Source organism: Pseudoalteromonas sp. HF66 (assembly GCF_011806445.1).
GTDB lineage: Bacteria > Pseudomonadota > Gammaproteobacteria > Enterobacterales > Alteromonadaceae > Pseudoalteromonas > Pseudoalteromonas apostichopi.
In genome coordinates this window covers 12,724-31,887 of record NZ_JAATOU010000022.1, presented here as the reverse complement: position 1 = coordinate 31,887, position 19,164 = coordinate 12,724, and the positions used below count along the sequence as shown (strand labels likewise).

Annotated in this window: 15 protein-coding genes; 9 read left to right on the top strand and 6 right to left on the bottom strand. The window is 39.9% G+C overall.

Annotated elements, in window-relative coordinates:
• Positions 1-126: 126 nt before the first annotated feature.
• Genes gyrB through dnaA form a run of 4 tightly spaced genes read right to left on the bottom strand, consistent with a single transcriptional unit; the run spans position 127 to position 6,181 of the window.
• A complete protein-coding gene (gyrB, locus tag HCZ11_RS16975) occupies positions 127-2,553 on the bottom strand; it encodes a DNA topoisomerase (ATP-hydrolyzing) subunit B (protein ID WP_130050124.1) in 2,427 nt (808 codons plus the stop codon).
• Positions 2,554-2,565: 12 nt separating this feature from the next.
• The gene (gene recF / locus HCZ11_RS16970; protein ID WP_054563761.1) at positions 2,566-3,660 is read right to left on the bottom strand and encodes a DNA replication/repair protein RecF; all 1,095 of its coding nucleotides are present in this window, start codon (positions 3,658-3,660) and stop codon (positions 2,566-2,568) included.
• Positions 3,661-3,666: 6 nt separating this feature from the next.
• Positions 3,667-4,770 (bottom strand): DNA polymerase III subunit beta, encoded by a 1,104-nt coding sequence (dnaN, locus tag HCZ11_RS16965; protein WP_054563760.1) that lies wholly within the window; start codon positions 4,768-4,770, stop codon positions 3,667-3,669.
• A 13-nt stretch (positions 4,771-4,783) separates the two neighbouring features.
• The gene (dnaA, locus tag HCZ11_RS16960) at positions 4,784-6,181 is read right to left on the bottom strand and encodes a chromosomal replication initiator protein DnaA (protein WP_130050125.1); all 1,398 of its coding nucleotides are present in this window, start codon (positions 6,179-6,181) and stop codon (positions 4,784-4,786) included.
• Between the two features lie 506 nt (positions 6,182-6,687).
• Between dnaA and rpmH the strand changes: the two genes are divergently transcribed.
• The 4 genes from rpmH (at position 6,688) to yidC (ending at position 9,291) form a co-directional block, all read left to right on the top strand.
• Positions 6,688-6,822, top strand: coding sequence for a 50S ribosomal protein L34 (gene rpmH, locus HCZ11_RS16955; RefSeq protein WP_045980711.1), 135 nt, complete (start codon positions 6,688-6,690; stop codon positions 6,820-6,822).
• A gap of 5 nt (positions 6,823-6,827) precedes the next feature.
• Complete coding sequence (gene rnpA / locus HCZ11_RS16950) at positions 6,828-7,250, top strand: ribonuclease P protein component (protein WP_130050126.1); 423 nt, start codon at positions 6,828-6,830, stop codon at positions 7,248-7,250.
• A 128-nt stretch (positions 7,251-7,378) separates the two neighbouring features.
• Complete coding sequence (gene yidD / locus HCZ11_RS16945; protein WP_054563758.1) at positions 7,379-7,651, top strand: membrane protein insertion efficiency factor YidD; 273 nt, start codon at positions 7,379-7,381, stop codon at positions 7,649-7,651.
• Positions 7,652-7,659: 8 nt separating this feature from the next.
• Positions 7,660-9,291, top strand: coding sequence for a membrane protein insertase YidC (yidC, locus tag HCZ11_RS16940; RefSeq protein WP_167659032.1), 1,632 nt, complete (start codon positions 7,660-7,662; stop codon positions 9,289-9,291).
• Positions 9,292-9,347: 56 nt separating this feature from the next.
• Here the strand turns inward: yidC and HCZ11_RS16935 are convergent, their stop codons facing one another.
• Both HCZ11_RS16935 and HCZ11_RS16930 read right to left on the bottom strand, forming a co-directional pair.
• Positions 9,348-10,553, bottom strand: coding sequence for a PepSY-associated TM helix domain-containing protein (locus tag HCZ11_RS16935; protein WP_167659031.1), 1,206 nt, complete (start codon positions 10,551-10,553; stop codon positions 9,348-9,350).
• A gap of 9 nt (positions 10,554-10,562) precedes the next feature.
• Entirely contained in the window at positions 10,563-12,710 is a 2,148-nt protein-coding gene (locus HCZ11_RS16930; RefSeq protein WP_167659030.1) for a TonB-dependent siderophore receptor, read from the bottom strand.
• A gap of 207 nt (positions 12,711-12,917) precedes the next feature.
• Here HCZ11_RS16930 and mnmE point away from each other — a divergent pair, with 207 nt between their 5' ends.
• From mnmE to rsmG, 5 genes are all read left to right on the top strand, one after another.
• Positions 12,918-14,282 carry a tRNA uridine-5-carboxymethylaminomethyl(34) synthesis GTPase MnmE gene (mnmE, locus tag HCZ11_RS16925; RefSeq protein WP_130050130.1) on the top strand — a complete coding sequence of 455 codons (1,365 nt, stop codon included), beginning with the start codon at positions 12,918-12,920 and terminating at the stop codon, positions 14,280-14,282.
• A 147-nt stretch (positions 14,283-14,429) separates the two neighbouring features.
• Positions 14,430-15,170: an isocitrate lyase/phosphoenolpyruvate mutase family protein gene (locus tag HCZ11_RS16920; RefSeq protein ID WP_167659029.1), complete on the top strand. Its 741-nt coding sequence runs from the start codon at positions 14,430-14,432 to the stop codon at positions 15,168-15,170.
• A gap of 586 nt (positions 15,171-15,756) precedes the next feature.
• Positions 15,757-16,206, top strand: a complete 450-nt coding sequence (gene mioC / locus HCZ11_RS16915) for an FMN-binding protein MioC (protein ID WP_130050132.1) — start codon at positions 15,757-15,759, stop codon at positions 16,204-16,206.
• A 428-nt stretch (positions 16,207-16,634) separates the two neighbouring features.
• A complete protein-coding gene (mnmG, locus tag HCZ11_RS16910) occupies positions 16,635-18,524 on the top strand; it encodes a tRNA uridine-5-carboxymethylaminomethyl(34) synthesis enzyme MnmG (RefSeq protein WP_130050133.1) in 1,890 nt (629 codons plus the stop codon).
• A 15-nt stretch (positions 18,525-18,539) separates the two neighbouring features.
• On the top strand, positions 18,540-19,160 hold the full coding sequence (gene rsmG, locus HCZ11_RS16905; protein ID WP_054554802.1) for a 16S rRNA (guanine(527)-N(7))-methyltransferase RsmG: 621 nt from the start codon (positions 18,540-18,542) through the stop codon (positions 19,158-19,160).
• The last annotated feature ends 4 nt before the right edge of the window (positions 19,161-19,164 follow it).

Sequence of the window (19,164 nt, the reverse complement as noted above, 5' to 3'; positions counted from 1 at the left end):
CTGGTGCGTTTAGTCTGAAAATTGCTCTCAGTATACCTTGTGTGCAGTAAGGTTTTAAGCAGTTTGTGCTTTTTCAGCAATAAAAAAAGGAGCCAGTTGGCTCCTTTTTAATTATCAATTCTAACTTTACACGTCTAAGTTAACTACACGTAGTGCATTCGTTTCAATGAAGTCACGACGAGGTTCAACTTGGTCACCCATTAGTGTCGCGAACAATTGGTCAGCTGCAACCGCATCTTCAATTGTTACTTTCAACATACGACGTGCGCCTGGGTCCATGGTGGTTTCCCAAAGTTGATCTGGGTTCATCTCACCTAGTCCTTTATAGCGTTGGATATAAAGGCCACGTTTCGATTCACTAATTAACCACTCTAATGCATCAACAAAGTTATCAACAGCATGAGTTTTCTCACCACGTTGAATATATGCGCCTTCTTCAAGTAAGTTAGCAATGTTAACACCTGTCGCTGCAATGCGCTTGTAGTCACGAGATGTAATGAAGTCGAAGTTCAATACATGCGCTTTGTCCACACCATGTTGGCGAATATTCACAACAGGATAATACATGTTGCGTTCTGTATCGTGCTCAGTGCTCGCGTGGAAAATAGTTGCATCTTCATCGCGTGCAATTAAGTCTTCAACAAGCGTGTTAGTCCACTCTTTTACTTTTGCTTCATTTGCTAAATCAGCTTCTGTAATTTCGCTTTGATAGATTAAACGTTCCATAACCGAATTTGGATATTTACGTTTTAAACGTTCAATTACTTTTACTGTATTTTGATAATCGTGAACAATTCTTTCTAATTCTTCACCTTCAAGTGCAGTTGCACCTTCACTCGTATACAGTGCAGCATTGTTCAATGCTAATGACGTTAGGTAATCAACAAGCGCTGGGTCATCTTTAATGTAGCGTTCTTGCTTACCTTTTTTCACTTTATAAAGTGGTGGTTGCGCAATATAGATAAAGCCTTTTTCTACAATCTCTGGCATTTGACGGTAGAAGAAAGTCAGTAGCAAGGTACGAATGTGAGAACCATCCACGTCCGCATCGGTCATAATAATGATACGATGATAACGAAGCTTTTCTGGGTCATATTCATCACGACCAATACCACAACCTAATGCTGTGATTAATGTCGCTACTTCTTGCGAAGAAAGCATCTTATCAAAGCGTGCTTTTTCAACGTTAAGAATCTTACCTTTAAGTGGCAAGATAGCTTGATTTTTGCGGTTACGACCCTGCTTAGCTGAACCACCTGCAGAGTCACCCTCCACTATGTATAGTTCTGAAAGTGCTGGATCTTTTTCTTGGCAATCAGCCAATTTACCTGGTAAACCGGCTAAATCCATTGCGCCTTTACGACGTGTCATTTCACGCGCTTTACGAGCTGCTTCACGAGCACGTGCTGCATCAATGATTTTGCCAACAACAGTTTTAGCATCAACAGGATTTTCTAATAAGAACTCTGTTAGTTTTTCTGCCATTGCTTGCTCTACAGCAGATTTCACTTCACTTGATACTAGTTTATCTTTAGTTTGTGATGAGAACTTAGGATCAGGTACTTTAACACTTACAACTGCAGTTAAGCCTTCACGAGCGTCATCACCCGTTGCATTGCTTGTTGTTTTCGCTTTTTTGTTAAAGCCTTCTTTTTCCATGTAGTTATTTAGCGTACGCGTTAATGCGGCTCTAAAGCCAGCTAAGTGCGTACCACCATCACGTTGTGGAATGTTGTTTGTAAAACAATAAATGCTTTCTTGGAAACCATCGTTCCACTGCATTGATACTTCTACACTAATACCGTCTTCTTCACGCTCATGAGTAAAGTGGAAAACACTTTTATGTACAGGTGTTTTGTTACGGTTTAGATATTCTACGAATGCCTGAATACCACCTTCATATTTAAAGTGGTCATTTTTAGCTTCTTCACGCTCATCGGTAAGAATGATACTTACACCAGAGTTTAAGAACGAAAGCTCACGCAAACGCTTTGCTAAAATATCGTAGTGGAAGTTTAAGTCAGTGAATGTTTCACCGCTTGGCCAAAAACGTAATTCAGTACCGGTGTCAGTTGCATCACCAATTACAGCTAATGGTGCATCTGGTACACCCATAGTATAAGTTTGTTGGTGAATTTTGCCTTCACGACGAATTGTCAGTTGTAGTTTTTCAGATAGCGCATTTACAACCGAAACACCTACACCGTGTAAGCCACCCGATACTTTATATGAGTTATCATCGAACTTACCACCAGCGTGAAGTACCGTCATGATAACTTCAGCCGCAGAAACACCTTCTTCTTCGTGAATAGATGTAGGAATACCACGACCGTTATCTCTTACAGAGACTGAACCGTCTAAGTGAATCGTTACAAAAATATCATCACAATGACCAGCTAAGGCTTCATCGATAGAGTTATCAACAACCTCAAACACCATGTGGTGTAGGCCTGTACCGTCATCGGTGTCCCCTATATACATTCCTGGACGCTTTCTTACTGCGTCTAATCCTTTAAGTACTTTAATACTCGACGAATCGTAATTCTCAGACATGGTTAATCCCACTTATCTTGTTATTAGGTTGCCATGTTTCACGTGGAACATTTTTAGTTCTCGTTGCATGGGTTCCACCACAGCAGAAATACTTTCAGATAAAATTGATGAGATAAAAAGTTGCGAATCGCAATGAGTCAAAAGCTGACCCACTTTTTCTTTTGTATCTTCACCCAGTTCTGAAGGTAAGTCATCTATTAGCAATATAGATTGCTTATCTGTTTCTGACTCAATTAAGCTATTTTGCGTTACTTTTAACGCATAAAGCAAGAGCTTCAATTGACCACGAGAAAATGTATTTTCTACACTGTTACCAGAAACACTAAAACTAAAATCAGCTTTATGCGGCCCCTTACTTGTGAAACCTTGTTTGGCATCACGTTCAAAGCTTTGCTCAAGCGCCTCTGAGAGCGTTTCACTCTCTTTCCAGCCCGCATGAAAGTTAATTTCTAAATCGCTTACAAGCGTTAATTCTGCACACATTTTATCAAAAAACTGCTGCTTAAACCTACTTATATACGCGATTCTTAAATTATTTATTTGTTCAGCTAGTCTAACAAATTCTTTATCCCAAAACTTGATCTGTTCGAAATAATCTCGAGGTTTACTTTTTAATAAAGCATTACGTTGTTTCAGTACTTTATTAAAGGACTGCCATAAATAAAAAAAGTCATGTTCCACGTGGAACAATCCTAAATCGAGAAATTTTCTACGCTCTTTTGGGCCACCAAAAAACAATGAATAGCTTTCAGGTGTAATAACTTGCACCGGTACTAGCTGCGCTAATTCAGAAATTTTACGGCTCGTTTTTCCCTGAATCTTTAAAGATGTTTCACCCGCTTGGTTTTTACTAATACCAATTGGGATAGACAAGTCGTGTAGTGCTTTTCGACCATGTATCACAAACTTGTCTTGTTGATGCTGAATGATATTTTTATGTTTGGCGGTACGAAATGATTTACCGTGAGAAAGGAAATAAATCGCCTCAAGGAGACTAGTTTTTCCGCTGCCATTTTCGCCGTAGATAATGTTTATGCCATTAACCGGCTCAAGTGTCAGCGCCTCAATATTCCGAAAATTATTGAGGCTTAAATGACTTAAACTCATATAAGCTTATAGGCGCATCGGCATAACAACGTACATAGCTTCTTCGTCACCCGCACCTTCAATTAGCGCACTGCTATTAGAATCTGCAAGCGTAAACGTAACATCTTCTGTTTTTAATGTATTAAGTACATCAAGGACATAAGAAACGTTAAAGCCAATTTCAAGTTCGCCGCCTTGGTACATTACTTCAACGACCTCTTCAGCTTGTTCTTGCTCAGGGTTGTTTGCTGTAATTTTTAATAAACCTTCAGACAGGTTTAAACGTACACCACGGAACTTTTCATTCGATAAAATAGACACTCGCTGAAAAGCACTACGTAGCCATTCACGGTTAGCAGTAATCACCTTGTCACCACCACGCGGCAATACTCGACGATAATCAGGAAAACGACCATCAACTAGTTTACTGGTAAACGTAAATTCAGTATCAATAATACGAATATGATTAGCACCGAATTGAATGGTAACTAGCTCATCATCAGCCACCATTAGGCGCATAATTTCTTGTACACCTTTACGTGGAATAATTAACTGACGTTGCGTATTTAAGGATTGCGGTAATTGCTTTTGTGCAATCGCCAAACGGTGACCATCTGTAGCCACTGTTTTAATATCTGCGTTATCAACTTCAAATGACATACCGTTTAAATAATAACGTACGTCTTGATTCGCCATAGAAAAATGCGTGCTTTCTAAAAGCTTGCGTAACTCTAAACGCGTTAGTTGAAATTCAACTTCACCATCCCACTGCTCAAGATTCGGAAAATCTTCAGCGGCAAGCGTTGTTAAAGAAAAACGGCTTTTACCACTGGTTAGTAGTAACTGATGATCTTGGCTACTTAACGTAAGGTCTGAGCCATCAGGTAAACTTTTACAAATATCGAGTAACTTTTTAGCTGGTAAAGTGAGTTGCGTATCAGTGGTATCTTCACCTACAAACACACTCGCCACTAACTCAATTTCAAGATCGGTACCCGTCATCGAAAGTTGTCCGTTTTCAACAACTAAAAGTACGTTCGATAAAATAGGTAAGGTGTGCTTACGCTCAATCGCACCAGACACTTGAACTAAAGGTTTTAAAAATTGCTCTCTTGATATTGTTATTTGCATAATAAAGTCGGCCTTAAGATGACAAGGTTCTTATTAAGTTTTGATAATCTTCTTTCACTTCGTGGCTTTCATCACGTAGTGATTTAACTTTACGACAAGCGTGTAATACAGTTGTGTGATCGCGACCACCAAAAGCGTCGCCAATCTCAGGTAAACTGTGATTTGTAAGTTCTTTTGATAATGCCATGGCCACTTGACGTGGTCTTGCTACTGAACGGCTTCGACGTTTAGATAGTAAGTCTGATACACGAATGCGGTAATACTCAGCAACTGTACGTTGGATATTATCTATCGTTACCAGTTTATCTTGCAGAGCAAGTAAGTCTCGCAGGGCTTCTTTTACAAAGTCGATCGAAATCGGACGACCAGTAAAGTTTGCATTAGCAATAACGCGGTTTAACGCCCCTTCTAATTCACGCACATTTGAACGCAATTTTTTAGCGATAAAAAAGGCCACTTCATGGGGTAAATTAATTTTACTTTGCTGCGCTTTTTTCATCAAAATGGCAACGCGCGTTTCAAGTTCTGGCGGCTCAATAGCAATTGTTAAACCCCAACCAAAACGTGATTTAAGGCGATCTTCAACCCCTTCTATCTCTTTGGGATAGCGGTCTGAAGTTAATATAATCTGTTGATTTCCTTCAAGTAAAGCGTTGAAGGTATGGAAAAACTCTTCTTGTGAGCGCTCTTTATTAGCGAAAAATTGAATATCATCGATCATCAATGCATCAACACTTCGGTAATAACGTTTAAATTCTTCAATGGCATTATTTTGCAGCGCTTTAACCATATCTTGCACAAATCGCTCTGAGTGCATATAGACAATTTTAGCGTCTGGCTTATTTGCCATAATACCGTTACCAACAGCATGTAATAAGTGAGTTTTACCTAAGCCCGTACCACCATATATAAATACAGGGTTAAATGCTGAACCTGGGTTATCTGCAACTTGAGTCGCTGCAGCTTTTGCTAATTGGTTTGATTTACCTTCAACAAAGCTATCAAAGGTATAATTTTCTTTAATGTTTGATTTATAACCTGATTTTGGTGCAGGTTCAACCGCTGCTTTTTCAGGCTTTGGCTGTTGCTTTTCGGCAGCTTGTTGTGGAACAGATGCGCTAGCTTCTGAAGCAGCCGGTGCTGATGCCACTTGGGCATTTAAAATTGGTTTACTACCAACATCAAAACGTAGCTCAGGTGCTTCATCACCACAAATTTCAACGAGTAGTTCATTAATACGGTTTAAATACTTTTCTCTCACCCAATCCAAAACGAAACGGTTAGGTGCATATATAGTCAACGTATCTTCGGTACTTTCTGCTTGAAGTGGTCTTACCCACATACTGAATTGCTGTGAAGGCAATTCATCTTGCAATACATATAAACAACTTTGCCAAACCGACAGATACACAGTTAAACTCCCAGAGATTTAATTTTTATTCCCGTTCATCTTTAATGATGGAAAATCAAACATTTATTGCTAATCTTTGACCAACTTTCTTGGCCCAGACCGACTATTATGAAGGTACTTTATCCACAAGTACAAGATTGATTTTTATGAAAAATATGATCTCAGCAACATAAAAGAATAAAACACTGATTTTTAAGAAATTTATTTTTTAAGCTCGAACAGTGATCATAACAAATTTGCAGGCAGATCGCGATCAAATTCTACGATCGAATTGGCTTTTCCCAAGCTTTTATTCACTTTTTATACAGAGGCTGTGGAAAACTTCTTATTTATGATGATCCTATATGATCACGAAAAAGGATCCTTTATAATTACTACCTCTGCAGCGTTTTAATGATTGACTTTTATTGTCTTCATCTATAATATCTCGCGCTCGCAATGGCACCTGTGCCAGGATCGCGACCTGCATAGGATGTTTTAACCTTAACCGATCGGATGGAATTGTTATGAAAAGAACTTTTCAACCTAGCGTTTTAAAACGCAAACGTACACACGGTTTCCGTGCTCGTATGGCATCAGCAAATGGCCGTAAAGTATTAGCTCGTCGTCGTGCTAAAGGCCGTAAAGTTCTTTCTGCTTAATATAAGTGGAAGACTTTAGCTTCAGCAGGGAGTTACGTCTGTTAACTCCCTCGCATTACTCTCGAATCTTTAATGAACCAGCACGCGCTGCGACTCCTTTCTTTACTCTATTAGCTAAACGCAATGACCAAACTAATCCTCGATTAGGTCTTACGGTCGCAAAAAAACGCGTTAAAAAAGCCTGTCAACGTAATCGAATTAAACGACTTGCTCGCGAAAGTTTCCGTTTAAATCAACATAAAATCGATAACATTGATATTGTGCTTATGGTTAAAAGTGGTATTGATGAACAGTCCAACGAAGAGCTAACAAAGCAACTAAATAAATTGTGGCGAAAAATTAACGAACGCTGCAAGCCTGGTGCACCTAAACCACCACCATTTAAAAAACGCCCGAATAAATCAGCTAAATCTAATAAACAAGCCTGATAGCAATAGAATTACAGGCTTAATTAAGGTATCTTTAGCTCACCTTTTAATCATGCATTTAAAATTCTACGATGGGAATTTAAATTCATGGTATCCATTGACTAAATTAACGCAGGGGCAGACACATCATGAGGTTACTTAAACCACTTGTTGCTATTCCAAAGCGCTGTTTAGTCATGCTAATACGCGGCTATCAAAAATGGATAAGCCCACTATTAGGCCCGCATTGTCGTTTTAATCCAACCTGCTCTAGTTACGCTATTCAAGCAATTAATTTGCATGGAAGTGTAAAAGGCAGTTGGTTAGCTGTTAAACGCATATTAAAATGCCACCCTTTACATGCTGGTGGGGATGATCCCGTACCGGCAAAAAATCATATTAACCACCAACACGAGAAATAAGAGCTGTTATGGAATCGCAACGCACGTTTTTATTAATCGGCTTGATGCTTGTGTCGTTTTTATTATTTCAAGAATGGAATAACGACTACAACGCACCAAAAGCTGATCCAAGTGCCACAACACAAACACTAGGCGCAACAACACCAGAATCTGATGACTTTATTCCAGCATCATCTGACGGTGAAGTTCCAGCTGCTACTACAGCAAAGCGCTCAGTTATCGATGTAACAACTGATGTATTCACTGTTAAAATTGACACCCAAGGTGGTGACATTATTGAAGCAGACTTACTTCAGTACGAAGAGGTAAAAGGCGGTGAAACACCTTTCATGCTACTTGGTGAGTTTGACGGTAACCAATACTTCTCGCAAAGTGGCTTAATTGGTTTAAATGGCCCAGAGACAACCCTGAAAGGCCGCCCTGTTTATAAAACCACACAAAAAGCATTCACTTTAACGGGTGATGAGCTACGTGTACCACTTGAGTTTACTGACAGTAAAGGTGTGACGTTTACTAAAACTTATATCTTCAAAAAAGGCGACTACGCTGTAGATTTAGAGTACACAGTAAACAACGTAACAGCTGATCCAATTCAAGTTCAGTTATACACGCAAGTAAAACGCACAGTACAAGAAAAAGGTAGTTTAGTAGATCAAAACTACTTAGGCGGCGCATATGGTACTGAAGAAGAGCCATATGAAAAGTACAGCTTCTCAGATATGGCTGATAAGAACCTTAATATCACTACATCTGGCGGCTACATTGCATTTATTCAACACTACTTTGTAAGTGCATGGGTACCTAAGCAAGACCAACAAAACACTCTTTACACTAAGCTTGTATCTGGTAATGCGGCAATTATTGGTACTAAAGGTGAAGCAGTTAACGTACAAGCGGGTACGCAAGCAACACTTAGCTCAACTTACTATATGGGCCCGAAAGAGTCTGACGTACTAGAAGCAATTCACCCAGACTTAGATTTAACCGTAGACTACGGTTGGTTATGGTTTATCTCACAACCACTATTCGTATTACTTAAGTGGTTACACAGCATTCTAGGTAACTGGGGTCTAGCTATCATAGCAATCACGGTTATCGTTAAGACAGCAATGTACCCGCTAACAAAAGCACAATACACGTCAATGGCGAAGATGCGTGCATTACAGCCTAAAATGGCTGCGCTAAAAGAGAAGTATGGTGATGACCGTCAAAAATTCGGTCAAGCTATGATGGAAATGTACCGCAAAGAAAAAGTGAACCCTATGGGTGGCTGTTTCCCGCTGTTACTACAAATGCCAATCTTCTTAGCATTATTCTACGTATTCTTAGAATCAACAGAGCTACGTCATGCTGAATTCTTTTTATGGTTAAATGACTTATCAGCAATGGACCCATACTACGTATTACCGGTTTTATTTGGTTTAAGTATGTTCATCACTCAAAAGCTGCAACCTATGACGGTTACTGACCCTATGCAGCAAAAAATGATGACCTTTATGCCAGTAGTATTCTCTATTTTCTTCTTGTGGTTCCCATCTGGCCTAGTACTTTACTGGTTAGTATCGAACCTTATCTCAATCGCACAGATGCTAATCATCTACCGCGGTATGGAGAAAAAAGGTATTAAGGTAAGAGGCTAAACTCTTAACCCAATAAAAAAGGCGCTAACTGCGCCTTTTTTAATGCCTGAAAATAGCTAACCGAGTATAGGAGAATAAACTTGATTGGGCATACTACGTTCAGTAAAGCTCAAACTTGTAGTTAGCAGCGAAGCAACCACCAAACCGATTGCAATCACCCCAGATAAACCAAGCCACTTTCCAGTCGTTGTTTTACGCTTAACCCTAAGCCAACTCATATAGATGCCAGCAGCGCTTACAAAGCTCATCAATGCACCAAATAGCGCCCAAATAAGCTTGGTACCAATTCCTGCAAAGTTACCAAAGTGCAGCGGATCTGCGGTGTCTTTAATTCGTGGAAGCAGGTTTAGTTCTTCCCCTTTTTGTATACCAAGAACTTCACCGGAACTTGGTTTTAAATAAACCCGGTTAGCACGTAGGCGTAGTAAAATATCATCGTTGTAACCACGCACTTCAATAGGCTGATTTGCTTCATTAGGATAACGAATATAGCGAATATCAAGGCTAGTAAATGCCTGTTGAGCGGCTTCATAAGCAGCAGCTAAACTAATTGGCGATAGACCTTTGCGAGGACTTTGTTTTTTAAACTCACTCAAGGCTTGTGGACTAGATACATAGTGAGGTACCTTCGCGGTTTGCAGTCCATGTTCTATCAGATACCAAACCCCTGTGATGGCCATCACAGCAATAAACCATAAACTCCAAAGCCCTAACAGCTTATGCCAATCAGACCAACTACTGCGCTTATCAAGGCTAAGCGCAGCAGGTTTTTTTATAAAACCTTGCCACCAGCGCCGATACACATAAATACTCGAGACCAATAAAATAACAAGTAAAATACTCAAACTGGTGACGATTAATTTACCCGTCCAGCCCATCGACAAATTCATATGCCAGTTACGTAAAAACCGCGATATCCGCGCCCACTCTCCTTCACCGAGTAAGCGACCCGTTGCTGCATCTAAATACACAAAACGAAATGAATCACCGACTTTAAGGGCCGCTTCAGTGGCTAGGTAATCTTGCTTATGACGTTGTATATAGAGTAACTGAGCTTGCGGATAATGCTTATTAAGGGTGTTTTCGAGAGCTTGGTAGTTAGTAGAGGCAGAAGAAGTTAAAGCACGGTACTTAGCGTCTGTTAAGTATTCGAGTTCATGACTTAACGTAGCGAGTGTGCCCGATACGCAGGTAACAAAAAGCAGGACTCCAACAAAGAGTCCTGCCCATGAATGTAAGTTAAACCAACTTTTAGCGTTCACACGCCACCATTAAAAGTTGTATTTAGCACTTAAATAGACACGGCGTGGTTCACCAGGAAAGTGCCCTGTTCGCTCGATAAAGCCACTGCTTGCGTATTCTTTATCAAACAAGTTCTTAACTGATAGCTGCCATTGCCAGTTATCAACGGTTGTTTGCCACGCCATGTTGTAAATAGTGTAAGGTTTAACGCGTTGACCACCTAAACTAAGCTGTTCATCAACATAATCTAAACCAGCAGAAATAGATGACGATAAACTAGCTAGCTCATAGCGTGTCCATATACCTAAAGTATTTTGCGGTGCGTTGGCAAATTTATCGCTATCAGGAATTTGGTTACGAATACTGTCATTTGCTTCAGTAATACGGGCATCATTATAGGCGTAGCTTGCAGTAACCACCCAGCGCTCAGTGATATCACCAACCACTTCTAGTTCAAAACCTTTACTTTGAACTTCACCCACCGCAACTAAGTCATCAACGCCGTCGCCTGCAACATCACCCAATAAACTAGGCTGCAGAATGTTTTTACGTACGATATCGTACACAGCCATATTAACAGCAAGTGTGTCTTCTAATAATTTGGTTCTTAAACCTAACTCATTAATACGGCTAGTCTCTGGCGAGAATGGTCCGCCTTTTGCTGTTTCTTGATCACTGGCACCCTGTGGTACAAAGCCAGTACCATGAAGCGCATAAGGAAAGAACATATTGTTAATGTTATAGCTGGTACCAATACGGTAGGTTAAGTCGCTATCAGAAAACTCGGTTTGATTTAACAGATCTTTATCTTCAAAACGGTCATATCTTAAGCCAGCAGTAACACTCCAATTTGCAGTTATATCAAGCTGATCTTGCAAGTACGCACCAAAGCGAGTGCTATTTGTTTTACCTAACCTTGGTTTAATACTATCAAGATCATAATCATCAGCAGAGGTTAAACCATATTCAGGATCGTTAAGAGCAAGGCCTGGTACAGGGCCTCCTTTACTCTGTTGCTTTGCTGTGCGGTAAGCACTTTCAAAGTCATGCTCATACCAGTCACTACCAAGCAGCACTTGATGTTGCATGTCTGCAATTATAAATTCTGCAATCGCATTAGCAGTTAAACTAAAGCCTTCGTTTTCACGTACTTGATCGCGAAACTCACGATGGCTCCAATCTACAATACCGTCGTCATCAGTATCTACAAGCCCTCTTGGCTCATGGTAGTTTTGTACTTCTTTGTTATCAAAATAGCGTGTTGTGACATCTGTTCGCCAAATATCATTAAACTCATGTTTTAAAGTAGCCTGATAGACATGGGCTTCAACATTTTGAAAGTCTGTCGCCTCGTTATGATTCCAGCTAATATCAGTTAAAAAATTGCCATTATCATCAGCAGGGACTCCACGTAAACGTGCCCCACCCAACTCTTGCTCTATATAGGTATACTGAGTGGTCAATTCGGTTGCACTGTTAATAAGCCACGTATAACCAAGATCAACAATAGTATTATCGCTGCTAGTGTTAGCACGGAATGGCTTTTCAGTATCACGGTAAAGACCAACACGGTAAGCATGATTATCAAGTGATTCACTCAATGTTCCAGTGCTTTCTAATGCACCACTGAAGAAGTCATCATTACCTACTTCAACTTCAATACTGTGTTCACTGGTGAATTTAGGCTTCTTAGTTACATAGTTAATAATACCGCCTGGATTACCACTACCATATATAGCGCCAGCAGGCCCTTTTAAAACCGCAACTTGTTCAATATTAAATAATTGCGGTACAGCAAAACCATTGAAAGGGTCGCCCTTTACGCCATCATATAAAATCTCATCTTGGCGGAAACCACGGAATGTCACGCCCGAATAACTAAAAGCATTAACGCCAGCAATATTGCTATAAAGGTCGGTAATTTGACGAGCAGCCTGATCGCTGATCAGCTCCTGCGGCAGAATTTGGATTGACTGAGGAATTTTCTCTAAAGGTGTATTTGTACGAGTTGCAAAGCTTGACTCGGTTGGGCGATATAAAGAAAACGCACGGCCAACAACTTCTATTTTTTCGATCTCTTTAGAATTGGTTTGATCAGAAGTAGTAACTTCTGTTTGAGCATGGACAATGGCCGAAAAACCAGCAGCAAGTGCAATAAAAACAGCAGAAAGACGCATAATAAAAAGGGACAAAATGAATAATGCGAAACATGTTAATGAATATAATTATCATTTGCAATGACGTTTTTTATTAATCGGAGCTAAATAAAGTATTACTTACAATGCGCTTTTAACACTTCATTGGTTAAACAGCTATTCGCATGAAATTAAGCCATAGGTTACAATAGAGCCAGCATTCATTCTTTTATTGGCATTTTTCATCGCATGATTAATCAAGACACAATTGCAGCACAAGCGACCGCACCAGGACGTGGTGGGGTTGGTATTATTCGCGTCTCTGGCAGCTTAGCTAAAACAGTGGCAGAGCACATTATTGGCCGTTGTCCTAAAACACGTTACGCAGACTATGTGCCATTTAAAAGCTTGAGCGGTGAGCAGCTTGACCAAGGTATTGCTATATACTTCCAAGGACCAAATTCATTTACCGGTGAAGACGTACTTGAGCTGCAAGGTCATGGCGGTCCTGTTGTACTTGATATGCTATTAAAAGAAATTAGCCAAATTGACGGTGTTCGTTTAGCAAAGCCGGGGGAGTTCTCTGAGCGCGCATTTATGAATGACAAGCTTGATTTAACTCAAGCAGAGGCAATTGCCGACCTCATCAATGCAACCAGTGAACAGGCAGCAAAAAGTGCCCTACAATCTCTGCAAGGTGAATTTTCTAAGCACATCGAAACGCTGGTGGAAAAAGTCATTCACCTACGTATGTACGTTGAAGCCGCTATTGACTTTCCAGATGAAGAAATCGACTTCCTATCAGACGGTAAAGTATCAGCAGATCTCAATGCCATTATTGATCAATTAGAAAATGTAACTCAGCAAGCAAAACAAGGTAGCATCATGCGTGAAGGTATGCGTGTTGTTATTGCAGGTCGCCCTAACGCTGGTAAATCAAGCCTATTAAATGCATTAGCTGGCCGAGATGCAGCTATCGTTACCGAAATAGCCGGTACAACACGTGACGTATTGCGTGAACATATCCACATTGATGGTATGCCACTGCATATTATTGATACCGCAGGCCTACGCGAAAGCCCTGATAAAGTAGAACAAATTGGTATAGAGCGCGCATGGGAAGAAATTAACCAAGCCGATCGCGTACTATTTATGTTAGACGGCACAGACACATCAGCCACTGACCCTCATGATATTTGGCCGGAATTTATGGCCAAGTTACCAGAGGGTATGGGCGTTACTGTGATCCGAAATAAAGCCGATATTTCCGGTGAAAATGTCGGAATGGATGAACATGAACAATATCCGGTGATCCGTTTAAGTGCCAAAAATGCAGAGGGTATAGAGTTAGTTCGTACTCACTTAAAGGCATGTATAGGTTTCCAAGGGGCAACTGAAGGTGGATTTATGGCACGCCGTCGTCACTTAGATGCACTTGATCACGCAGCCTATCATTTAAACACAGGCAAAGAGCAATTAGAGATGCATATTGCTGGTGAGATCCTGGCTGAAGAGTTACGCCTAACACAACAGTTCTTAAATGAGATAACGGGTGAATTTACTTCTGATGACTTGCTAGGAAAAATCTTTAGTTCGTTCTGTATCGGTAAATAAATTCCGGTCATCAATATTATAAAAAAGAGTCTTGCGACTCTTTTTTTTGTTTTTAATTCAGTAATCAATTATCGGTTCAGGGCCGAAACCAGCCAGTAATTAAACCCAAATCAATTAGTCTAGCGATGTCATTAAACGGAGGACGTCATGGACAAATATCAACTCTTTCATCAATTACACCACCAGCAAATAGGCTTTGTACTCGCTAATGCGTGGGATCTTAGTTCAGCACAATTCATTCAGGCCGCAGGAGCTAAAGCTGTAGCAACAACCAGCTGGGGCATTGCTGAAAGTTTAGGTTTAGCTGATGGTGAGAACATCTCTTTTCAAACTCAGTTAGCGCTGGTTAAAAGCTTGACCAAATACATACATATTCCACTCTCTGTCGATATAGAATCAGGATACAGTAACGATCCGCTGCAAATTAGCCAAAACGTTCTTGCGTTAGCAAAATTGGGGGTTGCAGGTATCAACATTGAAGACTCAGACAAAGACACGAATGCACTCAGATCTATCAAACAGCAATGCACTATTATTAGTGAGATAAAGAAAGTACTTAACGAAAATGGCTTCGGCAGTTTATTTATTAACGCCAGAACCGATACCTACTTTGTTAGTGACAGCCCTTTTAAAGTCACATTGAAGCGCGCAAAAGCTTATCAAGATGCAGGTGCAGATGGTCTTTTTGTACCTGGCTTAACTAATATAGAGCACATAACCAGCTTAGCTAACGCGATAGATATGCCACTAAATGTGATGGCTATGAACAATTTTAACTCAGCAAAAGCCGCTTTCGCTGGTGGCGCAAAACGGTTTTCATTGGGTAATTCGCTCTATGATCTAGTCGGAAATACGATAAAAAACAGTTTAACTCAGATCGCAAATTAACTTAGCGAGCTAAAAAATCAGATCAAAACAGCTTTTAAGATCGACTTTAGCTAAAAATGTTATCCACAATTGAGGTGTTTTTAGATCTAAAGGCTGATTTGATCATAAAAAAACGCTGAAATTTGAACTTATTTACAAACAACAGCCCTTTTTGATAATTAATTTTCTAAAAAGCAGCCTTTATTTGCCCATATTTAAGTTTTTTTCGATCTATTTTATTGATCGCAAATTACAAACCGATCGTTATCAACAAGCGATCTATCCACAAAACGATCATACTCTCCATTTTAATCCGATCTGAAAAATAAAGCGCTTACACGCAATTAAAGATCAACAACTTAGCAAAGTTATACAGTTTCTAAATTTTAGCTTGATCAGAACTTTCCCCAAATTTATTAACAGCTTGATCAAAGGGTTTAATTTACGAATAAATATAAAAAACCATTAAAAACAGTAAATTATAAAAAACATTGAATTTAAGCCGTTATTTTAGGCAGAAAAACTTATTCAGATCGTAATTCAACGCTTTACTCACACCCTAACTTAGTTATCATGTGGCCACTTATTTCTATACATGATCAATCACATGCAATCAGTAAATATCATCGTTGGCAGCCAAATGGGATCTGCTGAATACGTGGCAGAGCAACTAGCAGAAGCCCTTGAACAACAAGGGATCCAAGTGCAGCTTCATGAACAGCCTGTATTTGATGATATTGATCAGCAAGATACTATTTGGTTGTTATGTACTTCTACATATGGCGCGGGAGACTACCCAGAGAACCTACTGCCATTTGTTGAATCTATTAACCAACAGGCTGATCTTAAAGGATTAAACTACAGTGTGATCGGATTAGGCGACACTAGCTACGACACCTATAACTATGCAGGCCGTAATCTAGATGAGTTATTAGCAAATAAAGGTGCAAACCGCGTGGCAGAACGCTTAGAGCTAAATATTCTTGATGAAGCGTTACCAGAAGACACAGCTTTAGCTTGGTTACCAAGCTGGATCGAGGCTGTAGGACTCAATTAAGCCGATCGGTGTTGATCGTTGTAATAAAAGTTACCCACAATTTACTGATAATTTAGATCGGATTGTGGATAAACACTGATCTAACTGCGATTTTAACCTAGTTTATCCCTTGGATAAGATCCAACCGATATTGCCCTGTGTATAAATAGCCCTTTTGATCAAAGCTTTTACGCCGGAAGATCCGATCATACTAACACCTTTAGATCTGCCTTAAAGCAATGTTTTAAAAAGTAAATTGAACATTATCAACAGATCTAGCCCTCACTAGTAATAAGAGTAATAAAAGATCTCTTTAAAAGATCCTTTATATTATTAGAGATCACCTACTTAGATCTTGAGCACTGTTTAATCATTTATCTTCTCTAAATTTCTAGGTAGAATACGCTCCCTTTACAAAGTTTTGCTGGTTGATTAGTAGGATCCCATAAATGATTTTTCACGAACGTTTTGATGTTATTGTTGTAGGTGGTGGGCATGCAGGTACTGAAGCTGCATTAGCATCTGCTCGCATGGGCATGAATACCCTATTGCTAACTCATAATATGGATACTCTTGGTCAAATGTCTTGTAATCCGGCAATTGGCGGTATTGGTAAAGGCCATTTAGTTAAAGAGATCGATGCACTTGGCGGTGCAATGGCTCAGGCTATCGATAAAGGTGGTATTCAATTTCGTACCTTAAACTCATCTAAAGGCCCTGCAGTACGTGCTACACGTGCGCAAGCTGACCGTGCTTTGTATAAAGCCGCTATTCAACACACTTTACAACATCAAGAAAATTTAAAGATCTTCCAGCAGTCATGTGACGATCTAATCGTTGAAGGCGATCGAGTAATCGGTGTTGTAACTCAAATGGGTCTTCGTTTTAGTGCGCCTTCAGTGGTTCTTACTGTGGGTACTTTCTTAGGTGGTCAGATCCATATTGGTTTAGAGAACTTCAAAGGGGGTCGTGCTGGTGATCCACCTTCAATTGCACTTGCAGAGCGTTTACGTGAATTACCGTTCCGTGTTGATCGTTTAAAAACAGGCACGCCTCCTCGTATTGATGCGCGTACTGTTGATTTTAGCAAGATGCAAGAACAGCCTGGTGATACTCCTACTCCAGTATTCTCATTTATGGGTAAACAATCGGATCACCCACAGCAGATCCCGTGTTACATCACTTATACAAATGAAAAAACACATGATGTGATCCGTAATAACCTGCATCGTTCACCTATGTACTCTGGTGTTATTGAAGGTATTGGTCCACGTTACTGCCCATCAATTGAAGATAAGATCGTACGTTTTGCTGATAAAGATAAACATCAAATCTTTGTTGAGCCAGAAGGCTTAACATCATACGAATTATATCCAAATGGTATCTCGACGAGTTTACCATTTGATGTGCAACTTGAAATTGTGCAATCAATTACTGGCTTTGAAAATGCACATATCTGTCGTCCTGGTTATGCCATTGAGTATGATTTCTTTGATCCACGAGACTTAAAACAATCATTAGAAACTAAGTTTATTAATGGTTTATTCTTCGCAGGCCAGATCAATGGCACAACAGGCTACGAAGAAGCTGGTGCGCAAGGTTTAATTGCTGGTATGAACGCAGCATTACAAGTACAAGGTAAAGAACCTTGGACACCTCGTCGTGATGAAGCATATACAGGTGTACTGATTGATGACTTAGCAACATTAGGTACTAAAGAACCGTACCGTATGTTTACCAGCCGTGCTGAATACCGTTTATTACTTCGTGAAGATAATGCCGACATTCGTTTAACTGCTAAAGGCCGTGAACTTGGCTTAGTTGACGATGCTCGTTGGGCTGCCTTCAACGAAAAAATGGAAATCATTGAAAAAGAAACACAACGCTTAAAAGAAACCTGGATCCATAAAGATCACGTGGCTGTTGATCAAGTAAATGCGTTATTAAAAACACCACTGACTCGTGAAGCGAGCCTTGAAGATCTGATCCGTCGTCCTGAAGTTCGTTATAACGACCTAATGGCGATCGATGGTTTAGGCTCTGAGTTCGATAACCAAGCTGCACTTGAGCAAGTTGAGATCCATACTAAGTACGCAGGCTATATTGCTCGTCAACAAGATGAGATCAATAAGCAGCTACGTCATGAACAAACTGTATTACCAAAAGACTTTGATTATTCAACTGTTTCTGGTTTATCAAATGAGGTTATCGCGAAACTTACTGATAGTCGTCCAGATACAATTGGCCAAGCATCACGTATTTCAGGTATCACCCCTGCAGCTATTTCGCTATTATTAGTCTATCTGAAAAAGCAAGGCTTACTGCGCAAGACTGCGTAGTTGGTGAGGAATACAGTGTTACAACAACAATTAACTTCACTGTTAGCGCAAACTGATATTGCGCTAACAGAAAAGCAGCAACAACAACTTGTACAATATGTTGAATTATTAGACAAGTGGAACAAAGCATATAACTTAACCTCTGTTCGTTTACCTGAAGAAATGATGGTTAAACATATCATGGATAGCTTAGTTGTTGCGCCACACCTTAAAGGCAAACATTACATTGATGTTGGTACGGGTCCTGGTTTACCGGGTATCGTATTAGCCATCGCTTTACCTGATACACAATTTGTATTGTTAGATAGTTTAGGTAAACGCGTGCGCTTTTTGATGCAGGTAAAACATGCACTTGGCCTTGAAAATGTAACCCCAGTGCAGTCTAGAGTTGAAGAATATCAACCAAGTGTTAAATTAGATGGTGTATTAAGTCGTGCATTTGCCTCTTTACAAGATATGGTTGACTGGTGTGCGCACTTGATTGATCATTCAGGTAAATTTATCGCCTTAAAAGGCGTATTTCCGAGCGAAGAACTAGACTCATTACCTAAAGGTATTAAGTTTGATGAAAAAATCAGCTTGGAAGTACCTGAGTTAGATGCGCAAAGACATCTAATCATTCTTTCTAAAGACTAGGGAT

What these genes read in the sequence shown, in the direction of transcription:
- yidD (WP_054563758.1), top strand. Translation starts at nt 7,379, where the DNA reads ATGAGGTTACTTAAACCACTTGTTGCTATTCCAAAGCGCTGTTTAGTC.
- gyrB (WP_130050124.1), bottom strand. Translation starts at nt 2,553, where the DNA reads ATGTCTGAGAATTACGATTCGTCGAGTATTAAAGTACTTAAAGGATTA.
- HCZ11_RS16930 (WP_167659030.1), bottom strand. Translation starts at nt 12,710, where the DNA reads ATGCGTCTTTCTGCTGTTTTTATTGCACTTGCTGCTGGTTTTTCGGCC.
- mnmE (WP_130050130.1), top strand. Translation starts at nt 12,918, where the DNA reads ATGATTAATCAAGACACAATTGCAGCACAAGCGACCGCACCAGGACGT.
- mioC (WP_130050132.1), top strand. Translation starts at nt 15,757, where the DNA reads ATGCAATCAGTAAATATCATCGTTGGCAGCCAAATGGGATCTGCTGAA.
- HCZ11_RS16920 (WP_167659029.1), top strand. Translation starts at nt 14,430, where the DNA reads ATGGACAAATATCAACTCTTTCATCAATTACACCACCAGCAAATAGGC.
- rpmH (WP_045980711.1), top strand. Translation starts at nt 6,688, where the DNA reads ATGAAAAGAACTTTTCAACCTAGCGTTTTAAAACGCAAACGTACACAC.
- dnaN (WP_054563760.1), bottom strand. Translation starts at nt 4,770, where the DNA reads ATGCAAATAACAATATCAAGAGAGCAATTTTTAAAACCTTTAGTTCAA.
- mnmG (WP_130050133.1), top strand. Translation starts at nt 16,635, where the DNA reads ATGATTTTTCACGAACGTTTTGATGTTATTGTTGTAGGTGGTGGGCAT.
- recF (WP_054563761.1), bottom strand. Translation starts at nt 3,660, where the DNA reads ATGAGTTTAAGTCATTTAAGCCTCAATAATTTTCGGAATATTGAGGCG.
- yidC (WP_167659032.1), top strand. Translation starts at nt 7,660, where the DNA reads ATGGAATCGCAACGCACGTTTTTATTAATCGGCTTGATGCTTGTGTCG.